23 protein-coding genes are annotated in these 24,062 nt (G+C 67.6%); 8 read left to right on the top strand and 15 right to left on the bottom strand.

Translation table 11 applies throughout. The features are described 5' to 3' along the window. Both J6U32_RS14240 and mqo read right to left on the bottom strand, forming a co-directional pair. Complete coding sequence (locus tag J6U32_RS14240) at window positions 1–498, bottom strand: GNAT family N-acetyltransferase (protein WP_208790924.1); 498 nt, start codon at window positions 496–498, stop codon at window positions 1–3. Between the two features lie 51 nt (window positions 499–549). Continuing rightward, window positions 550–2,073, bottom strand: a complete 1,524-nt coding sequence (gene mqo, locus J6U32_RS14235) for a malate dehydrogenase (quinone) (RefSeq protein ID WP_208790923.1) — start codon at window positions 2,071–2,073, stop codon at window positions 550–552. 152 nt (window positions 2,074–2,225) lie between these two features. Here mqo and J6U32_RS14230 point away from each other — a divergent pair, with 152 nt between their 5' ends. Both J6U32_RS14230 and J6U32_RS14225 read left to right on the top strand, forming a co-directional pair. Continuing rightward, entirely contained in the window at window positions 2,226–3,353 is a 1,128-nt protein-coding gene (locus tag J6U32_RS14230) for an alpha/beta hydrolase (RefSeq protein WP_208790922.1), read from the top strand. A gap of 7 nt (window positions 3,354–3,360) precedes the next feature. Further along, complete coding sequence (locus tag J6U32_RS14225) at window positions 3,361–4,770, top strand: mycothione reductase (RefSeq protein WP_425324132.1); 1,410 nt, start codon at window positions 3,361–3,363, stop codon at window positions 4,768–4,770. Between the two features lie 50 nt (window positions 4,771–4,820). On the opposite strand, the gene J6U32_RS14220 is transcribed toward J6U32_RS14225, so the two are convergent. The 3 genes from J6U32_RS14220 to J6U32_RS14210 are packed head-to-tail and all read right to left on the bottom strand — an operon-like array spanning window position 4,821 to window position 7,634. Next, a complete protein-coding gene (locus tag J6U32_RS14220) occupies window positions 4,821–5,624 on the bottom strand; it encodes an alpha/beta fold hydrolase (RefSeq protein WP_208796120.1) in 804 nt (267 codons plus the stop codon). A 58-nt stretch (window positions 5,625–5,682) separates the two neighbouring features. Further along, window positions 5,683–7,269 (bottom strand): cobyric acid synthase, encoded by a 1,587-nt coding sequence (locus J6U32_RS14215; RefSeq protein WP_208796119.1) that lies wholly within the window; start codon window positions 7,267–7,269, stop codon window positions 5,683–5,685. Between the two features lie 14 nt (window positions 7,270–7,283). Beyond that, window positions 7,284–7,634, bottom strand: a complete 351-nt coding sequence (locus J6U32_RS14210; RefSeq protein WP_244332953.1) for a winged helix-turn-helix transcriptional regulator — start codon at window positions 7,632–7,634, stop codon at window positions 7,284–7,286. Between the two features lie 148 nt (window positions 7,635–7,782). Between J6U32_RS14210 and J6U32_RS14205 the strand changes: the two genes are divergently transcribed. After that, window positions 7,783–8,502, top strand: a complete 720-nt coding sequence (locus tag J6U32_RS14205) for an SDR family oxidoreductase (RefSeq protein WP_208790920.1) — start codon at window positions 7,783–7,785, stop codon at window positions 8,500–8,502. Window positions 8,503–8,541: 39 nt separating this feature from the next. Here the strand turns inward: J6U32_RS14205 and map are convergent, their stop codons facing one another. Then, window positions 8,542–9,405: a type I methionyl aminopeptidase gene (gene map, locus J6U32_RS14200; RefSeq protein WP_208790919.1), complete on the bottom strand. Its 864-nt coding sequence runs from the start codon at window positions 9,403–9,405 to the stop codon at window positions 8,542–8,544. 155 nt (window positions 9,406–9,560) lie between these two features. Here map and J6U32_RS14195 point away from each other — a divergent pair, with 155 nt between their 5' ends. From J6U32_RS14195 to J6U32_RS14185, 3 genes are read left to right on the top strand one after another with little or no spacing between them, the layout of a single operon-like run. Beyond that, entirely contained in the window at window positions 9,561–10,631 is a 1,071-nt protein-coding gene (locus J6U32_RS14195; protein WP_208790918.1) for a heme/hemin ABC transporter substrate-binding protein, read from the top strand. Continuing rightward, on the top strand, window positions 10,628–11,701 hold the full coding sequence (locus J6U32_RS14190; protein WP_208790917.1) for a FecCD family ABC transporter permease: 1,074 nt from the start codon (window positions 10,628–10,630) through the stop codon (window positions 11,699–11,701). The genes J6U32_RS14195 and J6U32_RS14190 overlap by 4 nt, the downstream gene beginning before the upstream one ends. Next, window positions 11,695–12,498, top strand: coding sequence for a heme ABC transporter ATP-binding protein (locus J6U32_RS14185; protein ID WP_208790916.1), 804 nt, complete (start codon window positions 11,695–11,697; stop codon window positions 12,496–12,498). Before J6U32_RS14190 ends, J6U32_RS14185 begins: the two co-directional genes overlap by 7 nt. A gap of 55 nt (window positions 12,499–12,553) precedes the next feature. Here the strand turns inward: J6U32_RS14185 and J6U32_RS14180 are convergent, their stop codons facing one another. The 6 genes from J6U32_RS14180 to puuE all read right to left on the bottom strand — a co-directional run bounded on the left by J6U32_RS14180 (window position 12,554) and on the right by puuE (window position 20,234). After that, entirely contained in the window at window positions 12,554–14,386 is a 1,833-nt protein-coding gene (locus tag J6U32_RS14180) for a penicillin-binding transpeptidase domain-containing protein (RefSeq protein ID WP_208790915.1), read from the bottom strand. Between the two features lie 130 nt (window positions 14,387–14,516). Then, window positions 14,517–15,353, bottom strand: coding sequence for a GNAT family N-acetyltransferase (locus J6U32_RS14175; RefSeq protein WP_208790914.1), 837 nt, complete (start codon window positions 15,351–15,353; stop codon window positions 14,517–14,519). Window positions 15,354–15,427: 74 nt separating this feature from the next. Next, on the bottom strand, window positions 15,428–16,636 hold the full coding sequence (gene ispG, locus J6U32_RS14170) for a flavodoxin-dependent (E)-4-hydroxy-3-methylbut-2-enyl-diphosphate synthase (RefSeq protein WP_208790913.1): 1,209 nt from the start codon (window positions 16,634–16,636) through the stop codon (window positions 15,428–15,430). A 75-nt stretch (window positions 16,637–16,711) separates the two neighbouring features. Continuing rightward, window positions 16,712–17,944 (bottom strand): M50 family metallopeptidase, encoded by a 1,233-nt coding sequence (locus J6U32_RS14165; protein ID WP_208790912.1) that lies wholly within the window; start codon window positions 17,942–17,944, stop codon window positions 16,712–16,714. Between the two features lie 69 nt (window positions 17,945–18,013). Further along, on the bottom strand, window positions 18,014–19,186 hold the full coding sequence (dxr, locus tag J6U32_RS14160) for a 1-deoxy-D-xylulose-5-phosphate reductoisomerase (protein WP_208790911.1): 1,173 nt from the start codon (window positions 19,184–19,186) through the stop codon (window positions 18,014–18,016). A gap of 76 nt (window positions 19,187–19,262) precedes the next feature. Next, window positions 19,263–20,234, bottom strand: coding sequence for an allantoinase PuuE (gene puuE, locus J6U32_RS14155; RefSeq protein ID WP_208790910.1), 972 nt, complete (start codon window positions 20,232–20,234; stop codon window positions 19,263–19,265). Window positions 20,235–20,414: 180 nt separating this feature from the next. Here puuE and J6U32_RS14150 point away from each other — a divergent pair, with 180 nt between their 5' ends. Continuing rightward, the gene (locus J6U32_RS14150) at window positions 20,415–20,705 is read left to right on the top strand and encodes a DUF2631 domain-containing protein (protein ID WP_208790909.1); all 291 of its coding nucleotides are present in this window, start codon (window positions 20,415–20,417) and stop codon (window positions 20,703–20,705) included. A gap of 93 nt (window positions 20,706–20,798) precedes the next feature. On the opposite strand, the gene rlmN is transcribed toward J6U32_RS14150, so the two are convergent. Then, window positions 20,799–21,911 carry a 23S rRNA (adenine(2503)-C(2))-methyltransferase RlmN gene (rlmN, locus tag J6U32_RS14145; RefSeq protein WP_208790908.1) on the bottom strand — a complete coding sequence of 371 codons (1,113 nt, stop codon included), beginning with the start codon at window positions 21,909–21,911 and terminating at the stop codon, window positions 20,799–20,801. A gap of 30 nt (window positions 21,912–21,941) precedes the next feature. Between rlmN and J6U32_RS14140 the strand changes: the two genes are divergently transcribed. Next, entirely contained in the window at window positions 21,942–22,310 is a 369-nt protein-coding gene (locus tag J6U32_RS14140) for a LapA family protein (protein WP_208790907.1), read from the top strand. A gap of 144 nt (window positions 22,311–22,454) precedes the next feature. On the opposite strand, the gene J6U32_RS14135 is transcribed toward J6U32_RS14140, so the two are convergent. Both J6U32_RS14135 and frr read right to left on the bottom strand, forming a co-directional pair. Then, on the bottom strand, window positions 22,455–23,399 hold the full coding sequence (locus J6U32_RS14135; RefSeq protein ID WP_208790906.1) for a phosphatidate cytidylyltransferase: 945 nt from the start codon (window positions 23,397–23,399) through the stop codon (window positions 22,455–22,457). 88 nt (window positions 23,400–23,487) lie between these two features. Beyond that, window positions 23,488–24,045 (bottom strand): ribosome recycling factor, encoded by a 558-nt coding sequence (frr, locus tag J6U32_RS14130; protein ID WP_208790905.1) that lies wholly within the window; start codon window positions 24,043–24,045, stop codon window positions 23,488–23,490. Window positions 24,046–24,062 lie beyond the last annotated feature (17 nt).

Genomic DNA, 24,062 nt, shown 5'->3' with positions numbered 1-24,062 from the left:
TCACCGGCTGCTCCCGGCGGCCCGGATCATCGACACGTGCGGGATGCCGTCCTCGAGGTACTCGTCACTGTCGGCGCGGAAGCCGAACGCCGCGTACATCTGCGCCAGATAGGTCTGGGCCTCGATGCGGCACACGTGATCGCCGACCTCCTCGAGAGCCGCCGACAACAGGCGGGCGGCCAGACCCTCGCCCCGATGCGACCGCTCGGTGCACACCCGGCCGATCCGGAATTCGGGTCGGCCGTCGGCGTCGAGCCCGTCCTGCATCAGTCGCAGCGACGCGGCCACGGTGTCCGCGCCGGCACCGTCATCGGGTATGCACCAGAAATGTCGCGTCGACGGCTCGAGATCACGGCCGTCGAGCTCCGGATACGGACACGCCTGCTCGACGACGAACACGTCGACCCGCAATCTCAGGATGCGGTAGAGCGTGGCGGCGTCGAGGTCGGCGGCCGGGCGGGACTGCAGGCGGTAGGTACGCGGGCTCGATGACGTCATGATGTCGCCAACTATCTCAGACCGCCCTGTCTCAGACCGCCGTGGCCTCGGTCATCGCGCAGTCGTGGCCACCGGGTCGTCGCCGGTGATCAGCGGTGCGTTGCCGGTCAGCTGCAGACTCGCGCTGGTCCAGTCCCACACCTGCCGGAACAGGTCAGGGTTGTCGGAGAGCTTCTGGCCGAACGACGGGATCATCTCGGTGAGCTTCGGTGTCCACGACCGGTACTCGGTCGGGAAGCACTGCTCGAGGACGTTGAGCATCGCGGGCACCGCGGTCGACGCGCCGGGCGACGCACCGAGCAGACCCGCGATCGTGCCGTCACCGGCGGCGACGACGGCAGTGCCGAATTCCAGCGAGCCGCCCGCACCCGTCTTGCGGATCACCTGGACGCGCTGCCCGGCGGTGATCAGCTCCCAGTCCGATCCGAGTGCGCGCGGGACGAACTCCTGCAGCGTCTTGACCCGATCGGCCGGGCTCGCGGCCAGTTCGCTGATCAGGTATTTGAGCAGCCCGAACTCCTTGGGCGCGATGGACATCATCGGGATCAGGTTGCCCGGTTTGACCGATGCGGGCAGATCGGTGATCTTGCCGCTCTTGAGGAACTTCGGCGACCACCCCGCATACGGGCCGAACAACAACCCCTTCTTGTGGTTGATGACGCGGGTGTCGAGGTGGGGCACCGACATCGGGGGCGCACCGACGGCCGCCTGGCCGTACACCTTGGCCTGGTGCTGGTCGATGAGATCGGGGTTGGTGCAGCGGAAGAACTCACCCGACACCGGGAACCCGCCGAATCCCTTGGCCTCGGCGATACCCGACTTCTGCAGCAGGTGCAGTGCCCCGCCGCCGGCGCCGACGAACACGAACTTCGCATGCACCGACCACTTCTCGCCGGTGCGTCGGTTCTTGAGCTTGACGATCCAGCTGCCATCGGACTGCTTGTCGAGGTTGGTCACGGCGTGGCCGAAGTGGATGTCGCCGCCCTGACTCACGAAGTTCAGCAGCTGCTGGGTCAGCGCGCCGAAGTCGACGTCGGTGCCGTCGGTGAACCAGTTGAGTGCGACCGGATCGGAGAAGTCGCGCCCGATCGACATCAGCGGCAGCCGCTTGGTGAACTCGCTGGGATCGTCGATGAATTCCATGCCCTCGAACAGCACCTGGCTCGAGAGCCGCTCGTGGCGCTTGCGCAGGTAGCCCACACCGGCCTGGCCGTGGGTGAAGCTCACATGCGGGATGGGGTTGATGAACTCGTCGGGCGAGGTGAGGATGCCGTTGTCGACGGCGTGCGACCAGAACTGGCGGGAAATCTGGAACTGCTCGTTGATGTTGAGCGCCTTGTCGATGTTGACATCGCCGTCGGCGGTCTTGGGGGTGTAGTTCAACTCGCACAGCGCCGAGTGACCGGTACCCGCGTTGTTCCACGGGTCGCTGCTCTCCGCAGCGGCGGCGTCGAGCCGCTCGAACAGACTGATCGACCAACTGGGTTCGAGCTGGCGCAACAGTGCACCGAGCGTCGCACTCATGATGCCCGCGCCCACCAACGCCACATCCGTCTTGATCACCGTTTGAGACACCTGGACCCCAATTCACGCAGCCGGGACGACCCTCGCCCTCTCTCGTGACAGCCATTGTCCCCCATCGGCGACGCCCCGCCACAAGCACTCCGCGCAACTGTGGGCTGGGCGACATCGACGAGGACCTCCCACCAGCGGCCTAGAGTGGATTCGTGACGTCTTCCCGCGCCCGTACCGACAGCGCCGATCAGCTCACTTCACCGAAGTCCTCCACCCAGAAGTCCACCAGCCCGAAATCCATCAACCCGAAATCCATCAACACCGACGGCCCCGAGTGGCAGCCCGACCGGTTCCTCGATCGGTACGAGGTGGCGACCATCGCACTCGGGCCCGATCCCGACGACGAGGATCCGATCACCGCGACGCTCGTGCGACGCCCGGCGGCCGATCGCCACGCCGAGCACGGTGCGGTGCTCTACATCCACGGGTTCACCGACTACTTCTTCCATCAGCCGCTCGCCGATCACTTCGCCGATCTCGGCTATGCGTTCTATGCGATCGATCTGCGCAAGTGCGGCCGGTCGCTCGAGTCGCACCACACGCCCCATTACGCCACCGATCTGCGGGTCTACGACGAGGAACTCGATGCGGCCGTCGACCTCATCGTCGGCGAGCTCGGCGACGACACACCGATCATCATCGGCGCGCATTCCACCGGCGGTCTGATCGCCGCGTTGTGGCTGGATCGATTGCGGCGCACCGGCTCCGTGCGCCACCGGCGCATCGCCGGGCTGATGTTGAACAGCCCGTGGCTCGATCTGCAGGGCGAGGCACTGCTGCGCACCCATCCGGTGAGCATGCTGATCAAGGCCGTCGCCGCCGTCCGGCCGAAAACCGTCATCCCCCAAGAACTCTCGGCCGCGTACGGCGAGAGCCTGCACGACAGTGCCAACGGCGAGTGGAGTTACGACCTCGAGCGCAAGCCGATGGGCGGCTTCCCGGTCACCTTCGGCTTCCTCAATGCGGTACGCACCGGGCAGCGCCGGCTGCACCACGGCATCGACGTGGGCGTGCCGGTGCTCGTCCTGCGTTCGGACAAGACACATTTCAGCCGCACCTACTCGACGGCGGTCGATGCCGCCGACGCCGTCCTCGACGTCTCCCAGATCGCCGCGTGGAGCGGATCACTGGGCAATCGGGTGACCACCGTGCCGATCACCGACGCCCGCCATGACGTCTTCCTGTCGGTCGCGCATGCGCGCGAGCAGGCTTACCGGGAGGTCGATGCCTGGCTTGCGAGGACTGTCAACGTTCCCACCACCACCACGAAAGGACGGTGACCGGCCCGTGCCCGACATCGCCACCACCGCACATGTCGATCTCGCGATCATCGGGTCGGGCAGCGGGAATTCGTTGCCCGACGAGCGATTCGCCGACCGCAGCATCGCCATCTTCGAGGAGGGTGTCTACGGCGGCACCTGTCTGAATGTCGGGTGCATCCCGACCAAGATGTTCGTCTACTCCTCCGAGGTCGCCGAGATCGCCGCGCACGGCGGCAAGTACGGCGTCGACTCGCGCGTCGCCGGGGTCGACTGGCCTGCGATCGTGTCGCGGGTGTTCGGGCGGATCGATCCGATCTCGGAGGGCGGCAAGCGCTATCGCGTGGAGGACTGCGACAACATCACGGTGTACGACGCGCATGTCGAGTTCGACGGCCGCGACGACGCCGGCCGATACCGTCTGGTCACCGACGACGCGGTGGTGCTCGCCGACGAGGTGGTCATCGCCGCCGGGTCGCGGGCGACGATTCCCGACGTGATCGCCTCCTCCGGGGTTCGCTACCACACCAACAACGACGTCATGCGCCTCGAGGAGTTGCCCCGACGCATGATCATCCTGGGCAGCGGCTACATCGCCGCGGAGTTCGCCCACGTCTTCGGGGCGTTGGGCACCGACGTGACGATCGTCGCGCGTGGACCACGGCTACTGCGCAAACTCGACGATTCCATCTCCGAGCGATTCACCGAAATCGCCCGGGACCGTTGGGATGTACACCTCGACACCACCGTCACCGGCGCGGAGAACCTACCCGGCGGCGGCGTGCGGGTGCATACCGCAGACGGCCCGTCGCTGGAGGCCGACGTGTTGCTGGTCGCCGTGGGCCGCGAGCCCAACGGGGATCGGCTGGGACTCGCGACGATCGGACTCGAGTTGTCCGACGACGGCCGGGTCGTCGTCGACGAGCACGGGCGCACCGACGCGGCGAAGGTCTGGGCGTTGGGCGATGTGAGCTCGCCCTATCAGCTCAAGCACGTCGCCAACCACGAAGAGCGCGTCGTGCAGGCCAATCTCCTGAAGGGTTGGCAGGCAAGCGATCTGGTGTCCTTCGATCACCGTTACGTGCCCGCCGCGGTGTTCACCCACCCGCAGATCGCCGCGGTCGGACTCACCGAGGCACAGGCCCGCGAAGCCGGCTGGGACGTGACCGTCAAGGTCCAGGCCTACGGCGACGTCGCGTATGGCTGGGCGATGGAGGACACCACCGGGTTCTGCAAACTGATCGCCGAACGGGGTACCGGAAAACTGTTGGGCGCCCACATCATCGGCCCGCAGGCACCCACGGTGATCCAGCCGGTGATCCAGGCGATGTCCTTTGGGTTGGGTGCAGCCGAGATGGCGCGCGGTCAGTACTGGATTCACCCGGCGATGCCCGAGGTCCTGGAGAACGCACTACTCGGCCTCGATCTGGACTGGTGACGCGGCGCTCGTGACCGGCCGAGGTCTGGGTACCGATCGGTGCCCGGACCTCAGAACACCGCCGAGCGCAGGCTGATCTCGCTGGCGAGCTCGGCCGGCGCCTTCTGCGGAATCCAGTGGTCGATGCCGGGCAGGACACAGAACCTGAAGTCGGAGTAGGCATATCGTCCACTGCGCTCGGCCTGCTCGCGTCCCAGAGCCGCATCGCCGTCGCTCCAGACCATGGTCGTCGGGATCTCGACCGGACCGCACGCCATGTTCTTGGCGATGTCGCCGGTGAAGTTCGCCCGATACCAATTGAGTCCGGCGGTCAGAGCGCCCGGCTCCTTGAGCGGTTGGAGTTCCTCGGCGGTCACCCCCGCGCGACGCAGCAGCACGCCGTCCCGGGCCAGGAGTTTCTCCTCGGCGCCGTCGGCGATGAAATCCTTGATGTAGGACGACCTCTCACGCTGGTCACTGGTGGCCAGGGAGTCCCGGGTGGCCGAGGGGTGGCCGGTGGAGACCGCGACGAAGCCGGTGAAGCGGTCGGGGTAGCGCGACGCCAGATGCCAGGCGACCAGCCCACCCCAGTCGTGGCCGACGAGCAGTGCGTAGTGCACGTTCATCGCGTCGAGGATTCCGATGGCGTCGGCGACGAGATGGTCGATGCGATAGGCGTCCACGTCACTCGGGCGCGCCCCGGGGCTGTAGCCACGTTGATTCGGCACGATCGTCCGCAAACCCGCCTCGTGTAGGCGGGGCACGACGGCGTCGTAACACTGTCCGTTCACCGGGAATCCGTGCAGCAGCAGCACCCACGGCCCCCGCTCGGGTCCTCCCACGGTGACGTCGAAGGTCAACTCGCCGACGTCCACCGTGCGCTGTTCAGTCTCCACCGGCTCAGCCTAGGTGATCGCCCACGTCGCGCGTGGCTCAACGCGTCCTCTGTTGGAGGGAGTGTCTGATCGTCGGCAGTCGCGGGTCGGCGCCGCACCGCACGATCTCGACGAGCGCGGCCAGGTCCAGATGAGCCGACACGAGGTCGGCGATCCGGTCGACCTGGCTGCTGCGTATTGCCTCGACGCTCACCTCGGCAGCCGGGGCGAAATCGGCTATCCCGGACCTCGCCGCCACCTCGCGGAGGAAGTCCCGGCGGAACCCGTCGGAGGCGAGCAGGCCGTGCCAGTGCGTGCCGTATGTCGCGCCGCGTCGCGCTCCCTCCGGACCGTCGACGTCGTCGACGAGCCATCCCGTCTCCGCCGAGCGCACCACCTGCCCGTGATGAATCTCATAGCCCTCGATGCGGTGCCCGGCGGCCGATCCGGACACCCGACGCACCACCTTGTCGGCGCCGAACGCGATGTCGATGTCGAAGATCTGCAGACCGTCGACCACCGCGGGGCCCGAGACGGATTCGATCCCGTCGACGATGCGATGCGCCAGCATCTGGAATCCACCGCAGATGGCCAGCGTCGGGCGATCTTCGGCGGCCCGGGCGATCAGCGCGGCATCGATGCCGTGCGAACGCAGCCAGGCCAGGTCCGCGAGAGTCGCCCGGGTTCCCGGGAGGACGGCCAGATCGGCGGCGGCGACCGACGCCGGGTCGTCCACCCAGGTCACCTCGACGCCCGGTTCACAGGCCAGTGCCTCGACGTCGGTGGAATTGGAAATGCGCGGCAACCGGATCGCCGCGACCCGCAGGCGCGACCCGACAGCGCCGTGCACCGCGCCGACCGGGTTGGTCTCGGGCGGACCGACCCGTCGGCCGACCGGGCTCGCCAGCGAGTCCTCGGCATCGATCCACAGGTCCGGATCGAAGGGCAGCACACCGAGCGTCGGGCGTCCGGTGATCTGTCGCACCTGCTCGATCCCGGGTGCGAGAATCGCCGGATCGCCACGGAACTTGTTGATCACGTACCCGGCGATCCGCGACTGGTCGTCGGCGCCGAGGATTGCGGTGGTGCCGAACAGGTGCGCCAGCGATCCGCCGCGGTCGATGTCGGTGACCAGCAGGACCGGGAGGTCGGCGGCCTGTGCGAGGCCCATGTTCGCGATGTCGGTGTCGCGGAGGTTGATCTCGGCGACCGAGCCCGCCCCCTCGCAGATCACCACGTCGAATTCTTCGCGGAGGGACCGTAATTCGTCGGTCACCACCTCGAGTAGCCGGGTGCGTCGGGTGAAGTAGTCGGCGGCGCCGACATCACCGGCGGGCCGGCCACGCACGATGACATGCGACCGGCGATCACCCCCGGGTTTGAGCAGGACGGGGTTGAACCGCGTCGATGGTTCCAACCCGCAGGCGTAGGCCTGCAGTGCTTGGGCCCGGCCGATCTCGCCCCCGTCGAGGGTGACCACCGAGTTGTTCGACATGTTCTGGGCCTTGAACGGCGCGACCCGCACACCCTGGCGTGCCAGCGCCCGGCACAGACCCGCCACGAGCAGGCTCTTACCCGCATCCGAGCTGGTGCCGCCGATCAGCACGGCCCCTGCCGGCCCACTCATCCCGGGCAGCCCGGTCATCGCAGTCACCCCGGTCATCTCGGTCCTTCCGGCGCCGCCGCCCGAGCATTGGCCGCCTCGACCTTGGGGACGTGTTCCTCGGCCCACGCACGCACCGCGGCCAACGGGACCAGCAGCGAGCGGCCGAGCTCGGTCAGCGAGTACTCCACGCGCGGCGGCTGACCACCGTGATCGGTGCGTGCGACGAGTCCGTCGAACTCCAGCGCACGCAGGGTTTCGGTGAGCACCTTGGGGGTGATCCCCGCGATGTGTGCCTTGAGCGCACTGAATCGCATCGGACCATCGGCGAGTGCGGTGACCACGAAGACCGTCCAGCGCGCGCCGATCCGGTGCAGCACCACCCGGCTCGGGCAGGTCGGGGCCATCACGTTGTAGGCCTTGGACACCCACGCTCCCTCTCGTCATCGGAACCGCCGGGGGATCGCGCTGGTCGCCGACGGTTTCGTTGAAGATACCGGTATCAAATCCATACCGTGAATCGCGTCCAGCCTAGCCACTTCCAAGGAGTATTTGATGAACCAATCCCTGTCCGGTACCACTGTTCTCGTCATCGGCGGCGCCAAGCACCTCGGACTCGCGATCGCCCGGCGTGCCGACGCCGCCGGGGCCTCGGTGATCATCGGGGCCCGCGATCTCGCCGCGGCACGCTCGGCGGCCACCGACCTCGACAACGGCCGCGCAGTCGCCATCGACGTCACCGACGAGGCGTCCATCGCCGCTGCCGCCGCAGAACTGGGCGCCGTCGACCACATCGTGTCGACCGCGGCCGCCCATCACAACGTGGCGGTCCGCGATCTCGACCACGACGCGACGGTGACCGCCTTCGAGGCCAAGGTGATCGGCCCGATGCTGGTGGCCAAGCACTTCGCGCCGAGAATGCCGGCGACCGGCTCGATCACGTTGTTCTCCGGGGTCGCGGCGTGGAAGCCGGCACCGGGATACGCGGTGATGGGTATCACCAACGGTGCCGTCGCATTCGCCGTCAGTCATCTCGCTGCCGAACTCGCACCGGTGCGGGTCAACGCGATCTCGCCGGGCATCGTCGACTCCGGTACCTGGGACGGCATGCCCGAGGCGGATCGCGACGCGTTCTTCTCCGGTGTCGCCGAAGGCATCCCGGCGCGGCGGGTGGGAGCCGTCGACGACATCGTCGACGCCGCGCAGTGGCTGCTCACCGCGGGTTTCGTCTCCGGCGAGACCATCCACGTCGAAGGCGGTGCCCGCAGCGCATGACCGGGCCGTCACGCGTCGTCCCACGGCTCGGCGAGTGGATCAGTTGTCGGGGACGGTGAGGATCTCCGCGCCGTCCTCGGTGACGACGAGGGTGTGCTCGAACTGGGCGGTCCACTTCTTGTCGACGGTGACCACCGTCCAGCCGTCGTCCCACATCTCCCACGGCAGCCCGCCGAGGTTGATCATCGGCTCGATCGTGAACACCATGCCGGGTTCGAGGACGGTATCGACGTTCGGCTGGTCGTAGTGCAGCACGACGAGTCCGTTGTGGAAGGTCTCGCCGATGCCGTGACCGGTGAAATCGCGAACGACGGTGTAACCGAAGCGATTCGCGTACGCCTCGATGACGCGACCGATGACGTTGAGTTCGCGTCCGGGTTTGACCGCCTTGATGGCGCGCTCGGTGGCGATGCGGGTGCGTTCGACGAGGTCGCGTGCCTCCTGGGACACGTCGCCGGCGAGGAAGGTGGCGTTGGTGTCGCCGTGCGCGCCGTCGATGTAGGCGGTGACGTCGATGTTGACGATGTCGCCGTCGGCGATGACGGTGGAATCGGGGATGCCGTGGCAGATCACCTCGTTCAACGAGGTGCAGCACGACTTGGGAAAGTCCTTGTAGCCCAAGGTCGATGGGTAGGCGCCGTGGTCGATCATGTACTCGTGCGCGATGCGGTCGAGTTCGTCGGTGGTGACGCCCGGCGCGACGGCCTTGCCGGCCTCGGCGAGTGCGTTGGCCGCGATCTTGCTCGCCACGCGCACCTTCTCGATGACCTCGGGGGTCTGCACCCAGGGTTCATGGCCCTCGTTGACCTTCGGCTTCCACACGTACTCCGGACGTTCTATGGAGTCGGGAACGGTCCGGATCGGCGAGAGCTTGCCGGGACGCAGACGGGCACGCACAGTCATGGCTTCCACCATAGGACGCCGGGCCCAGACGCCTCTGACCACCGGGCCCACCGCCACCGGCGCGTACGCGACTCGCGTACGCGACTAAGGTGAGCCTGGGCAATGGCGCGGGCTCGGGCGGCGGGCGGCGCGACCACCGGAGAACGGAGACATCGGTGCGGCAGCGACATCTCACCCCCCACCGGCACCAGGAGCGGACGATCACGACGACCACCCTGGTGCTCGCGGTGTTCGCGGTCGTCGGTCTACTCGTCGGGGCGTGCAGCACCGCGCCGATGGAGCAGTCCTCGTCCTCCGAAGCCGCCGGCTCGCATCTGCGCAGCGGCCCGCAGACCGCGACGCTGCCGGGCTCGGATGTGACACCGGTGACCACCTCTCCCACGACCACCCTGCCGGTGACCGTCGATTCCGACGGGGGCGGCAAGGTCACCGTCACCGATACCAGACGCATCATCGCCGTCGACCGCAACGGCACACTCGGCAACATCGTGTTCGCCCTCGGTCTCGGTGGCCGGGTGGTGGGCCGCGATCAGTCGACAACCTTCCCGTCCGCGGCCAAGCTCCCGGTGGTCACCGGCAACGGTCACCAGCTCAACTCCGAATCGGTGCTGGCGTTGAACCCGACCGTCGTCCTCGTCGACGCCGCCACCACACCACCACAGGCGGTCGACGCGATCCGTGCGTCACAGATCCCGGTGGTGACGTTCAGCTCGACCCGCACCATCGCCACCACCCCCAATCTCATCCGGTCGGTGGCGGCCGCCCTCGGCGTGAAGCCGGCCGGCGAGCAGCTCGTCAAGCGCACCGAATCGGAGATCACCGAGGCCAAGGCCACGCTCCCGCACCCCACCGGCGACCCGAAGATCGCCTTCCTCTACATCCGCGGACCCCACCTGGTGCTGCTGGCCGGACCGAACTCCGGTGCCGACGATCTCGTCGCCGCCCTCGGCGGCACCGATGCGGGTACCGCCGCAGGCCTCACTGCCGAGTTCACCGCCGTGACCGCCGAGGCGCTGTTGCGCGCGAATCCCGACGTGATCCTGGTGATGACGCAGGGCGCGGACTCCGTCGGCGGTCTCGACGGGGTGCTCGCGTTGCCCGGTGTCTCTGACACGAACGCCGGACGTGCCCGACGAGTGGTGCAGATGGACGAGACCGAGGTGCTGGCGTTCGGGCCCGACGTCGGCAAGGTCATCGGCGCGCTCGGGCACGCGATCTACACATGAGTGCCCCGACCACCCGACGCTCCCCCATCGGTCCGTCCGGGCGGCTCTCGGGCCCGGTCGTGCTCGTCGTCCTGGTGATCGCGACGATCGCCGTCGCGATCACCTCGGCGGCCGTCGGCCAGATCCCGGTGCCGCCCGCCCAGGTACTCGGCAGTCTCGCACACCATTTCGGCCTCGACATCGGCACGATGCCCACCCACCCGCAGGGCGAGCACGCGCTGTGGGTGGTGCGGTTCCCACGAATCGTGTTGGGGCTGATCGTCGGCGCCGCCCTCGGCGCAGGCGGCTGCCTGCTGCAGGGGGTGCTCGCGAATCCACTCGCCGAGCCCGGTGTCATCGGCGTCTCCTCGGGTGCCGCCGTCGGTGCGTGCCTGATGATCGTCATCGGCGGGGTCGGCGTCAACGGGTGGGCGCTGGCCGGTGCGGCGTTCGTCGCGGCGCTGATCACCACCGCCGCGGTCTACGTGCTCTCGCTGCGGGACGGCTCGTCGTCGGCGATCATGCTGGTGCTCACCGGAATCGCGATCAACGCCTTCGCCCTCGGGATCATCTCGTATCTGACGTTCATCGCGACCACGGCGGCCCGAGAACAGATCGTATTCTGGCAGTTGGGCTCGCTCGCCGGCGCGAACTGGAACGCCGTGTGGGTGACGCTGCCGCTGGTGGTCGCCGGTGTCGCCGCGGCCATGCTGTTGGTGCACAAGCTCGACCTGCTGGCCTTGGGCGAGATCCAGGCGGCCTCACTGGGTGTCAACGTCGAGACCGTCCGCCGGCAGGTGGTCGTGCTGGTCGCGATCCTCACCGCGGCGGCCGTCGCCTTCACCGGCATCGTGATGTTCGTCGGGCTCGTCGTGCCACACGTGATGCGCCTCATCGTCGGACCGCGACACGCGATCCTGTTGCCGGCCAGCGTCATCGGTGGTGCGCTCGTCCTGGCCGCGGCCGATCTCGCCTCACGAACCGTTCTCGGCGGCGCCGATCTCCCGCTCGGGGTGTTCACCTCGCTGGTCGGCGGACCGGCGTTCTTCATCCTGCTGCGCCGCAGTCGCCACGCCGGGGCGGGGTGGTGACGGTGCCGCAGCCACGTAACGGATCGCAACGACATGCGGGCATCCGGGCCGAGGACATCGTCGTGACACTCGGCGGTCGCGACGTCGTCGACCACGTGTCCCTGGAGGTGACCCCCGGCGAGCTGGTGGCACTCGTCGGCCCCAACGGTTGCGGCAAATCGACTCTGCTGTCGGCGTTGTCCGGCGTGCGGACCCCGCAGCACGGCACGGCAGTCCTCGACGGTCACGACGTCGCACACACCTCCCACCGCGATCTGGCGCGACGCCGGTCGATGGTCACCCAGCACAATCGGGTCGACACCCCGTTCACCGTCGGCGAGGTCGTGGAGATGGGACGGTATCCGTGGTTGCGGACCCCGCACGCTGCCCGGTCACCCGAACTCATCGCCGATGCGATCACTCGCTGCGATCTCGATTCACTTGTCCATCAACCTTTTCCGCAGCTCTCCGGCGGGCAGCAGGCCCGGGTGTCATTGGCGCGGGCGTTGGCGCAGAACACACCGGTGATGATGCTCGACGAGCCGACCGCCGCACTCGACATCCGCCACCAGGAGCAGGTCCTGCAGATCCTGTGCGAGCATCGCGATTCGGGCGCCGCGATCCTGCTGGTGGTACACGACCTCACCCTGGCCGCGGCCTACGCCGACCGTGTCGCATTGATGAAGGACGGCCGACTCCTCGCATTCGGCCCGACCCGAGAGGTGATGACGAGCGAATTGCTCTCGGCGACCTACGATCACCCGGTCGACATCTTCGAGCGGGACGGAAGGCTCATCGTCATGCCGCTGCGGCGGTAGTCGCGCGCCGGGATTGTCCGCGCACGCCGGATCGCCCGGCACCGAACGGTCGCGGTCACACCCCGAAGCCGGGCGGCAGGAACGAGAAGAAGTCTCGGGTGACGCCGACCGCGTTGTTCGAATCCCCACCTCGCACAACGAGTGTCGCGAAAGCCAGATCTCCGCGATAACCGGCGAACCAGGCGTGCGAACCGCCGTCGAACTCGGCCTCACCGGTCTTGCCGTACACCTCGCCCTGTCCGGCGATCGCGGTGCCGGTACCGGTGAGCACCACCTCGCGCATCATCGGCCGCAGTTGCCCGACGACGTCGGGGTTCAGCGTCGCCGACGGGCCACCGACTGTGGTCGGCCGATCCAGGATGAGTTGCGGCACCGGCATCTTCCCGTTGTTGGCCACGGTCGCGGCGACGAGTGCCATGCTGAACGGGCTGACCAGGTCCTTGCCCTGACCGAAGCCGTCCTCGGTGCGGGCGACCAGATCGTTCTCGATGGGCACCGATCCGGTCGAGGTCGCCAGACCGGGGATGTCGAAGGTGCGGCCGATCCCCATGGCCGCCGCGGCGTGCGCCAGATCCGAGGGCCCCATCTCGCTGGCCAGTTTCGCGAAGGTGGTGTTGCAGGACTGTGCGAACGCGCGCTGCAGGGTGACCGAACCGAGCGCGAACTGATCGTAGTTGGGAATGGTGCGTGGGCCGATGGTGATCTCGCCCGGGCACCCGACGATCGAATCCGGATGCACCATCGACGCGTTGAACGCCGCCGACGACGTCACCATCTTGAACGTCGACCCCGGCGGGTAGAGACCGGTCGTCGCAATCGGGCCCTGGGTGTCGGCGGCCGGGTTCTGCGCGACTGCGAGGATCCGCCCGGTGGAGGGTTGGATGACCACCATCGCGATCTGAAAGGTGTTGGTGGCGTTCACCGCTCGCTGCGCGGCGTTCTGCACCTGCCGCGACAGGCTCAGCGGCACCGCCGCCGCAGGCTCTGGCGCATGGTCGGCGAGCACGTCGGCATCGAGACCATTGGGGTTCACGGTGACCACGCGCCATCCGGCCCGGCCGACGACCTCGTCGTCGACCACGCCGCGCACACCGTTGAGCAGCACCGGCGCGAAGGTCGGATCGGTGGGGACGAGTTCGGACTGCTCGTTGTACACCACGCCCGGGATCGCGAGTTGATCACGCAGCCGGTTGAAGTCGGCCTCGGAGAGCCGCGTGATCGGATACTGCCGGCCCGAGGACGTCGACTCCTCGGCGATCCGCTGCGGATCGAGATTCGGCGCGAACGGCGCGAGAACGCTCACCAATTGGGTGACGGCATCACCGACCGGGGTTCCGGCGGCCATGGCCGCCTTGGCGTCGAAGTTGATGCCGATCACGGTGCCGTTGTCCATCACCTCCGATCCGTCGGCCTCGTTGACCGTGGCCCGCGGCGCCTCGGTGATACGCAGCGAGAGACGTTGATCGCCACCGAGATTGGGGTGGATGTCGGTGGTCGTCCAGCGCACCTGCCATCCGCTGGCATCCGAGCGGATCGCCTTGACGGTGCCCGCATAGCCCCACTGCCGGCCGTGGCCGAGCTGCCAAGAATAGTTCACATCGATGTCGGCGGTGTCCTGGTCGATCGAGGCCTTGCCGGTGGTGCCCGACATCGATTCGGCCGACAACCCGGTCCACGCCGCCTGTAGTGCGGTCTGTGCCGTCTGCGGATTGTCGGTCAGCGCGGCCGCCTTGGCGGCGTCGCCGTGCGCGTAGGCATCGAGAAACGCCTGAACGGCCTGTCGGGGCCCGTCGTCGTCGGAGGAGCATGCGCTCACCGCGCACAGCGCGAGAACGGCACTGATCAGCACAGCCACCACACCGGCGGCGCGACGCGTCGGAAAGTCCATCGAGTGCCGATACTAGGACCCGCACGACATCGAATACGGTTGCCACGCGGCGTGATCGCCGCCGCGTTCCCCGGGCGCCGCTGCCCGGCGTGTCGGCGGTCGTCGGAGTCGGCGAGCCCGGAGTGCGAGGTCAGTCGATGAGAATCGTCGCGAAGGTCCCGACCTGGGTGAATCCGATTCGGCGGTAGGCGGCCTGGGCCGGCAGATTGAAGCTGTTGACGTACAGGCTGGGGATGCGCCCGAGCGCGGTGATCGCGGTGGCCACGGCGGCCGTTCCCGCGCCGCCGTAACCGCGCCCCCGCATACGCGGATCGACCCATACCCCCTGGATCTGCCCCACCGCCCGGGACATCGATCCGATCTCGGCCTTGAACACGACCTCGCCGTGCTCGAATCGGGCGAACACCCGGCGTGCGGCGATCAGCGACGCGAGCCTGCGCCGATACGACCGGCCGCCGTCCCCGGCGCACGGATCGACACCGACCTCACCGACGAACATGTCGACGGCCGCGGGCAGATATGCCTCGAGATCGTCATGGGTGACCAGTCGCACGTACGGGTCGGGTTCGACGTGGGGCGCGCCATGCAGAGCCATCAACGGTTGCACCGGCCGGACCTCGCGCGCCGGGCCCCAGGTGGCCCCGATACGGTCCCACAGCGTCAGGGCCAGGTCGGCGTCACCGACGATCGACGAACACACCCGGGCGCCCGCTGCCGCGCGATCGGCGAAGTACTCCATGTCGGCGGCGGTGCCACGCAACGGGATCAGATTGGCGCCCGAGAAACACAGGGAGGTCTCGGGCCGGCCCGCGGTCCACATCTCCCCGCCCAGCATCCGCGGCTCGATTCCGTGGGACTCGAACCGTGCGGCGACCATGCACATCGGGACCGGGTCCGAGTTGAGGACACGACCGACCGCGGGTGCATCCCGCGCCCCGAGCGGCTTGTCGCCCAGCAGCTTCAGCACCGCGCTGCTCCTTCGTCCCATGTGTTCTTGCGGTGTGAGCGTAGCCCGATATCAGTTCACCACGCGTGAGGAACTCAGGACACGGTCACGACTGGCGGCCCCGCGGGCGCGCCTTCTCCAGTTTCTCCCGATTCGCCCGCAATTCGCAGCGCTTCCTCGATCAAGGTCTCGACGATCTCGGCCTCCGGCACGGTCTTGATGACCTCACCCTTGACGAAGATCTGTCCCTTGCCGTTGCCCGAGGCGACGCCGAGATCGGCCTCACGCGCCTCGCCGGGACCGTTGACGACACACCCCATCACCGCCACCCGCAGAGGTACCTCCATGCCCTCGAGCCCGGCGGTCACCGCGTCGGCGAGCTTGTAGACGTCGACCTGGGCGCGTCCGCACGACGGGCACGAGACGATCTCGAGCTTGCGGGGCCGCAGGTTCAGTGACTGCAGGATCTGGTCGCCGACCTTCACCTCTTCGGCCGGTGGCGCCGAGAGCGACACGCGGATCGTGTCGCCGATGCCCTGGGAGAGCAGCGCACCGAACGCGACCGACGACTTGATGGTGCCCTGGAATGCCGGTCCGGCCTCGGTCACCCCGAGGTGCAGCGGGTAGTCGCACTGGGCGGCGAGTTGCCGGTAGGCCTCGACCATGACCACCGGATCGTTGTGTTTCACCGAGATCTTGATGTCGCCGAAGCCGTGCTCCTCGAACAGACCCGCCTCCCACAATGCCGACTCGACCAGAGCCTCCGGGGTGGCCTTGCCGTACTTGCTCATGATCCGTTTGTCGAGCGACCCCGCGTTGACGCCGATCCGGATCGGGATGCCGGCGTCACCGGCGGCCTTCGCGACCTCCTTGACCCGGCCGTCGAACTCCTTGATGTTGCCCGGATTGACCCGGACCGCCGCACAGCCGGCGTCGATCGCGGCGAAGATGTACTTCGGCTGGAAGTGGATGTCGGCGATCACCGGGATCTTCGACTTCTTCGCGATGATCGACAGCGCCTCGGCGTCCTCGTTGCGCGGGCACGCCACACGCACGATATCGCAGCCCGACGCGGTCAACTGCGCGATCTGCTGCAGGGTCGCGTTGATGTCGTGGGTCTTGGTGGTGGTCATCGACTGCACCGAGATGGGGTGATCGCTGCCGACGCCGACCGATCCGACCTGGATCTGGCGGGTCTTGCGGCGCGGTGCGAGCACCGGTGGCGGTGCGGCGGGCATGCCGAGCCCGATCGAGATCGGGTCGGTGACCGTCGAGCCGGCCGGAGTCGGGTCAGGTGCGGACATCTCGTTCTCCTGAGGAGTTCGGTGTGCGAGTGGGAACTCGCGAGGGCTGGGCGCGGGCCGGGCTGGTGGCGGCCATCAATTCGGGATCGTGATCGGGTTCACGATGTCGGCGGTGAGGGTCAGCACCATGAACGCTGCCATGACCACCACCACGGCGTAGGTCAGGGGAAGCAACTTGTAGTAGTCGATCGGTCCGCCGGGAGCCCGGCCGAACCACCGACGCACCGTGTCGCGCCCCTTCTCGTACCCGACGATGGCCATGTGTCCACCATCCAAGGGTAGTAGCGGTACGAGATTGAACAGGCCCAGGAAGAAGTTGATGCTGATCAGCAGCAGGAGAAAGGTGTCCCACAGCCCGCGTTCGGCGGCCTGTCCGCCCAGGACGGTGGCGCCGTACACGCTCACCGGGGTGTCTGCCGAGCGCACACCACCTGTCACCGCGATCCACAGATTGTGGACCTTGGTCGGCATCGACAGCAGCGCATCCCAGGTCTGATGCGCGAGTTCGGCGGTGAAGACCGCCGCACCGGGCAGGATCGTCACCGGGTTGTAGTGCTTCCACAGCGGCGGCTGCCGGAACTGGATCCCGACCTTGTTGACCGTCTGCGAGGTCACCTTGCCCGCCTTGTCGGTGACCGTGGTGGTCACCGGCTGCGGGGTCATCGTCAGGGTCACCCGGCTGCCATCGCGCTCGACGAGCAGCTGCACCGGGCCGTTGCTGTTCTGGATGAGCGGGGTGATCGCACTCGCGGTGGTGCCCGCGACCCCGTCGACCGCGATGATCTTGTCACCCGGGCGAATTCCGGCCGCACCGGCCGGTCCCGAACCGGTGCAGCGCGGCTCCGCCACGTTGCCGTCGGCGTCGACGGTGACCGTCGAAGTCAGACAACTCACCTTGTCCACCGTGGTGCCGACCGCGGGCGGCGACAGGTCGGGCAGACCCCAGATCAGACCGGCCACGACGATCAACACGAAGCCGAGGATGAAGTTCTGGGCCGGGCCCGCGAACAACACCACGAGACGCTTCCAAGCCTTCTGCCGGTACATCGCCCGACCCAGCTCGTCGGCGGTCAGCTCCTCGTGCGGGGTCATTCCGGCGATGTCGCAGAAGCCACCGAACGGCAGCGCCTTCACGCCGTACTCGGTCTCACCCCGCCGCGTCGACCACAGCGTCGGCCCGAACCCGACGAAATAGCGCCGTACCTTCATCCCCGTCGCCTGTGCCGCCCACATGTGCCCGCATTCGTGCCAGGCGATCGAGGCCAACAACGACAAGGCGAACAGCACGACGCCGATCGCGAATACCACTTCTCTCGACTCTCCGTTTCCTCACGCCACCGCTACTCACCCCACGGCACTTCACCCCACGGCGTGTCCTCACCGCTGCAACGTGGCCACCAACTCCGCGGCGCGGGCCCGCGCCCACGCATCAGCGCTGAAGATCTCCTCCACAGTACCCGGGGTTTTACGCCACTGATCTGCGTCGTCGAGCACACGACCGATGATCTCCACGATCCGCGGGAACGCGATGCGGCCGTCGAAGAACCCCTCCGCGGCAGCCTCGTTCGCGGCGTTGTACACCGCGGTCAGGCTGCCCCCTGCGGTTCCCGCCCGGCGGGCCAGGTCGATCGCCGGGAACACCTCGTTGTCGACCGGCTCGAACGTCCACGACGACGCCGTGGAGAAATCACACGCCGTCGACGATCCGGGCACCCGATGCGGCCAGCCCAGCGCCAGCGCGATCGGCAGCTTCATCGACGGCGGTGACGCCTTGGCGATCGTCGCACCGTCGACGAAGGTGACCATCGAGTGCACGATCGACTGCGGATGCACCGTCACATCGATGCGGTCGTAGGGCACGTCGAACAACAGATGCGCCTCGATCACCTCGAGCGCCTTGTTCACCAGGGTGGCCGAATTCAACGTGATCATCGGGCCCATCGACCAGGTCGGATGACGTCCCGCCTGCTCGGGCGTCACACCCTCGAGCCGATCGGCGGTGAACCCCCGGAACGGACCGCCCGACGCCGTCAGCACCAGTCGGTCGACCTCATCGGCGCTACCGCCACGCAAACACTGCGCGATCGCCGAATGCTCCGAATCGACCGGGACGATCTGCCCCGGTGCCGCCGCGGCCAACACCAACGCTCCCCCGGCGACCAACGACTCCTTGTTCGCCAGGGCCAGTCGCGCACCCGACCGCAACGCCGCCAGACTCGGCCGCAACCCGATCGAACCGACGACGGCATTCAGCACCACGTCGGCCTCGACCGACTCGATCAGCCGGCACATCGCGTCCGGACCACCCAGGACCCCATCGCCCAACTCGGCCGCCAGTTTCTCGGCCACCGCCGCATCCGCGACGGCCACCCGATGCGCGGGCACATCGAACTCGCGGGCCTGCCGGCCCAACAAGTCCGGGTTGCCGCCCCCGGCACCGACGCCGACCACCGAGAACAACTCCGGATGCTCGGAGATCACCTCGAGGGCCTGCACCCCGATCGAACCGGTCGAACCGAGAATCAGCACACGTGTCGTCACGACGACCATTGTCGCCCACCGCGCACCACGGCAAACCGCCGCCGCTCGCTACGCTTCCGGCGCTTGTTCGAATTCGGCCCGCTCGCTACGCTCCCGGCGCCGGGTTGACAGCGCGCCAGTGCTCGGCAATATCGATCCGCCGAGCAACCCACACGTCGTCGTGCGCCGCGACGTGATCGAGAAAGCGCTCGAGCGCCGCCACCCGCGCCGGCCGGCCCACCAGACGACAGTGCAATCCCACCGAGAGCATCTTCGGCGCACCCTGTTCACCCTCGCGGTAGAGCACGTCGAAGGCATCCCGCAGATGCGCGAAAAACTGTTCACCGGAAGGAAATCCGCCCGGCGACGCGAAGCGCATGTCGTTGGTGTCGAGAGTGTAGGGCACCACGAGGTGATCCACCTCGGTGCGAACCCCGTCGGTGGTCCGGCCGACCTTGACCCAGTACGGCAGATCATCGGCGTAACTGTCCGAGTCGTAGACGAAACCGCCCTGCTCCACGACGAGCGACCGCGTGTTCGGCGAATCGCGACCGGTGTACCAACCCAGCGGACGGGACCCGGTGATCTCGGTCAGCAGCTCCACGGCGGCGCGCATGTGTTCGCGTTCGACGTGCTCGTCGACCATCTGATAGCTCAGCCACCGGTACCCGTGACAGGCGATCTCGTCGCCGCGTTCGAGAAAGGCCGCCACCACCTCCGGGTTACGCGCCATCGCCTGCGCGACCGCGAAGATCGTCAGCGGCCAGCCGCGGCGCTCGAACGCCCGCAGCACCCGCCACACCCCGGCGCGGGAACCGTACTCGTAGAGCGATTCCATGCTCATGTGACGGTTCGGGAACGACTGCGCGCCGATCATCTCCGACAGGAATGTCTCGCTGCCGCGGTCGTTCTCGAGGACGTTGTTCTCGCTGCCCTCCTCGTAGTTCAGCACGAACTGCACCGCGATCTTCGCGTTCGACGGCCACTGCGGATCCGGCGGCGTGGCACCGTAACCCACCATGTCGCGGGGGTAGTCCTCGGAGCGATAGTCGGCAAGCGATCGGGTCGGCGGATGCATGGGCGCATTCTTGCACCGATCTCCGACGTCGTCCCGTCGGGCGACACCCCCGACTTTCGACGCCACGCGAGACGCGGCATGGGGAGTGAGACACGGCGCCACCGTGCCCGCTATGCTCTTCTGGAAGTACTACTACCGATCGTCAGAGACCGTTTCTGACGTGCGCAGCGAGGAGTCAACGTGGCAGGCACCGACGTGGAGCACGCGGCAAGCACCGACGTGGAGCACAGCGACGAGATCGACACCGGGTGGGTGCGCGAACCCGCTGACGCGCCCTCGGCGCGTTTCGGCTGGCACGGCGTGGCGACCCGCACGTTCTACATCGCCGGCTGGGTGGTGGTCGTGTTGCTGTTCGCGATGTTCTACGGAAACCACGTCGGACACGTCGAGGACATCTGGTTGGCCGCCTTCGGCGTCATCGTCGCCGCCTTCGTGCTGCGCGGCATGCTCACGAAGAAAAAGTGGAGTTGACCGCACCATCCTGAGAACCGACAAGGCACCCCGGCGAGAACTTCTCGCCGGGGTGCGTTGTCGTGTGGGCCTTGTCGTATGGGGTTCGGCGGCTCAGCCGTCGGTTTCCTCGGCGGCGAGTTGGCCGCACGCCGCCGCGATCTCCTGGCCGCGGGTGTCGCGGACCGTGCACGACACGCCCTGAGCCCGGACCCGCCGGACGAACTCGCGCTCAACGTCTTTCGGGCTCGCATCCCACTCGGAACCGGGTGTGGGATTGAGCGGGATGAGGTTCACATGCACCAGCGACCCGAGTGCCCGATGGAGCTTCTGGCCGAGCATGTCCGCGCGCCACGGCTGATCATTGACGTCGCGGATCAGTGCGTACTCGATGGAGACACGCCGGCCGGTGGAATCGGCGTAGTACCGCGCCGCGTCGAGCACCTCGGTCACCGACCAGCGGTTGTTCACCGGAACGAGCGTGTCGCGTAACTCGTCGTCGGGCGTGTGCAACGAGACCGCGAGGGTGACCGACAGATTCTCGTCGGCAAGCCTGCGGATCGACGGGGCGAGACCGACAGTGGAGACTGTCACCGAACGCGCCGAGATCCCCAGACCGTCAGGCGCCGGCGAGGTGATCTGCCGGACCGCCGAGACCACCCGCTTGTAATTGGCGAGCGGCTCGCCCATTCCCATGAACACGACGTTCGACAGGCGCCCCGCATCCCCGAACTCCCCGTCGCGCAGAGCCCGCGCGGCCGCGCGCACCTGATCGACGATCTCCCCGGTCGACAGGTTCCGGTCGAGTCCGCCCTGCCCGGTCGCGCAGAACGGGCACGCCATGCCGCATCCGGCCTGGCTGGAGATGCACAGCGTGTTGCGGTCGGTGTAGCGCATCAGCACGCTCTCCAGCAGCGTGCCGTCGTGCAGTCGCCACAGGGTCTTGCGGGTGCTGCCGTCGTCGCAGGAGATGTGGCGCACCGGGGTGAGCAGTTGCGGGAACAACGCGGCACCGACCTTGTCGCGCGCACCGGCCGGAAGATCGGTCATCTCCTCGACATCGGCGGTGAGCCGCCCGTAATACTGGCGTGCGAGCTGGTCGGCGCGGAATTTCGGAAGCCCGAGATCGCCGACCGCGGCGACCCTGGCCGCCTGGTCGAGGTCGGCGAAGTGTGTCGGCGGACGTCCGCGTTTGGGCGCGTCGAACACGAGCGGCAAAGACGTCATGTTCCCATTGTCGCATGTCATGATGGGTGCATGAGCACACCGGATTCGTCCTCCGAGCGCCCGGCCACCGACTCGTCGACCCACGCGCGCAATCCGGCGCCGCTCGATGACTCCCACGTCGCCGCCCAGACCGCGATCGACGACGTCAAACACACTCGCACCCGCGCGACCTTCATCGGCTGGGTCGTCGGTGCGATCATCACCATCCTGCTGTTGATCTTCATCCTCGCGAACCTGGGTTCTCAGCAGATCAACTTCTTGTTCGCGAAGGTCGACCTGCCGGTCGGCGTCAGCCTGCTGATCGCGGCGATCGCCGGTGCATTGATCACCGCGATGATCGGCGGCGCGCGCACGTTCCAGCTGAACCGTGCCCTGAAGAAGGCCCGAAAGGCCAACTGACAGCGCCCGGCACTCCGCCGACAGCGCCCGGCACACCGCCGACAGCGCCCGGTATTCCGCCGAGAGCGCTTCGAGGAGCGCCGCCGTCGATGTGAAGAGCGCCGTCGGCGAGATGGAGGGCGCTGTCGAGCTGGTGAGCCCGACTCAGAGCAGTGCGGTCAGCACGGCCCAGACGATGAACGCCGACGGCAACAGTGAGTCGAGCCGGTCCATGATGCCGCCGTGACCGGGCAGCAGGGTCCCCATGTCCTTGATCTCCAGATCGCGCTTGACCTGCGATTCGACGAGATCGCCCAGCGTTGCGCACACCACGAGGACCGGTCCCAGGATCACGCCGACCCACCACTGGGTGTCGAGCAGGAACATCGTGGTGCACACAGCACCCGCGGTACCCACCACCAGCGAGCCCGCCAGCCCTTCCCACGATTTCTTCGGGCTGATGGCCGGCGCCATCGGGTGTTTGCCGAACAGCACCCCCGCCGCGTAGCCGCCGACGTCGGAACACACGACGACGATCATCAAGGTCGCCACGCGTGCGGCTCCGTGATCCTGATGCACCATCAGCACGCCGAAAGAAGCCAGCAGCGGCAGCCAAGCGAGTACCAACACCGATGCGGACAGATTGCGCAAATAGTTCTCGGGGGCACGAGTGATGCCCTGTGCCAACAGCTTCCACACCATGATGACGAGGACCGTGGCCGCAAACGCCACCAGGACCCCGGTTGTCCCCCATGGCCAGCTGCACCAGATGATCGCCTGACCGCCGACGAGCAGTGGCCAGAACGCCACGTCGTAGCCGCCGTCGCGCAGTCGTTTGGTGACCTCCCAGGTGGCGATCGCGAACGCCACCGACACGACGATGTACCAGACCCACGGCGCGAACAGCAGAATCAGGATGATGCTGACGCCCAGGGTCAGCCCGACCCCGATCGCCGCCGGAAGGTCACGACCGGCCCGTGACTTACGCGGCACGGCGGCATCTGCCTCGCCGGGGCGTGCGGTATCAGGAGCGGCGGACTCGGACGGGGCGGCGTCGGGGGATTCTGGGTCGCCGGGTGTGCCGCCGGTCCCCGACGATTCGTGTGACATCGTTGTCGTTTCCGCCTGTCGTCTCGACTCGTCCGTCTTGCCTCATCTCGGTCGTCGCCCCCGGTGATACTCACACCGCGGACGTCGCTCACACCTCGAGAAGCTCGGATTCCTTGTGCTTGACGAGTTCTTCGACCTGCGCCACATACCCGGCAGTGGTCTTGTCGAGATCCTTCTCGGCGCGGACCACGTCGTCCTCACCGGCCTCGCCGTCCTTCTGGATGCGTTTGAGTTCTTCGACCGCCTTGCGACGGACGTTGCGGATGGAGACCTTGGCGTCCTCACCCTTGCCCTTGGCCTGTTTGACGAGATCCTTGCGGCGCTCCTCGGTCAGCTGCGGCACGGCGACGCGGATCAGCGTCCCGTCGTTGGTCGGGTTCACACCGAGATCGGAGTTGCGGATGGCGGTCTCGATGTCTCGCAGGGTCGACGCCTCGTACGGCTTGATCACCACCAGCCGGGGTTCCGGGGTGTTGATACTCGCGACCTGGGTGATCGGTGTCATGGCGCCGTAGTACTCGATGACCACCTTGTTGAACATCGCGGGGTTGGCCCGTCCGGTCCGGATCGAACCCATGTCCTCACGCGCGACGCTCACCGCCTTCTCCATTTTTTCCTCGGCGTCGAGCAGCGTGTCGTCGATCATTGTGTGTTCCTGTTTCG

The organism is Gordonia polyisoprenivorans, assembly GCF_017654315.1.
GTDB lineage: Bacteria > Actinomycetota > Actinomycetes > Mycobacteriales > Mycobacteriaceae > Gordonia > Gordonia polyisoprenivorans_A.
This window is presented reverse-complemented; position numbering and strand designations above follow the sequence as displayed.

Excerpts from the sequence above, each read along its gene's own strand:
- J6U32_RS14140 (WP_208790907.1), top strand. The coding sequence starts at position 21,942 with ATGAGCACACCGGATTCGTCCTCCGAGCGCCCGGCCACCGACTCGTCG.
- J6U32_RS14190 (WP_208790917.1), top strand. The coding sequence starts at position 10,628 with ATGAGTGCCCCGACCACCCGACGCTCCCCCATCGGTCCGTCCGGGCGG.
- J6U32_RS14240 (WP_208790924.1), bottom strand. The coding sequence starts at position 498 with ATGACGTCATCGAGCCCGCGTACCTACCGCCTGCAGTCCCGCCCGGCC.
- J6U32_RS14215 (WP_208796119.1), bottom strand. The coding sequence starts at position 7,269 with ATGACCGGGCTGCCCGGGATGAGTGGGCCGGCAGGGGCCGTGCTGATC.
- J6U32_RS14180 (WP_208790915.1), bottom strand. The coding sequence starts at position 14,386 with ATGGACTTTCCGACGCGTCGCGCCGCCGGTGTGGTGGCTGTGCTGATC.
- dxr (WP_208790911.1), bottom strand. The coding sequence starts at position 19,186 with ATGGTCGTCGTGACGACACGTGTGCTGATTCTCGGTTCGACCGGTTCG.
- ispG (WP_208790913.1), bottom strand. The coding sequence starts at position 16,636 with ATGTCCGCACCTGACCCGACTCCGGCCGGCTCGACGGTCACCGACCCG.
- puuE (WP_208790910.1), bottom strand. The coding sequence starts at position 20,234 with ATGCATCCGCCGACCCGATCGCTTGCCGACTATCGCTCCGAGGACTAC.
- frr (WP_208790905.1), bottom strand. The coding sequence starts at position 24,045 with ATGATCGACGACACGCTGCTCGACGCCGAGGAAAAAATGGAGAAGGCG.
- J6U32_RS14205 (WP_208790920.1), top strand. The coding sequence starts at position 7,783 with ATGAACCAATCCCTGTCCGGTACCACTGTTCTCGTCATCGGCGGCGCC.
- rlmN (WP_208790908.1), bottom strand. The coding sequence starts at position 21,911 with ATGACGTCTTTGCCGCTCGTGTTCGACGCGCCCAAACGCGGACGTCCG.
- J6U32_RS14210 (WP_244332953.1), bottom strand. The coding sequence starts at position 7,634 with ATGGCCCCGACCTGCCCGAGCCGGGTGGTGCTGCACCGGATCGGCGCG.
- map (WP_208790919.1), bottom strand. The coding sequence starts at position 9,405 with ATGACTGTGCGTGCCCGTCTGCGTCCCGGCAAGCTCTCGCCGATCCGG.
- J6U32_RS14135 (WP_208790906.1), bottom strand. The coding sequence starts at position 23,399 with ATGTCACACGAATCGTCGGGGACCGGCGGCACACCCGGCGACCCAGAA.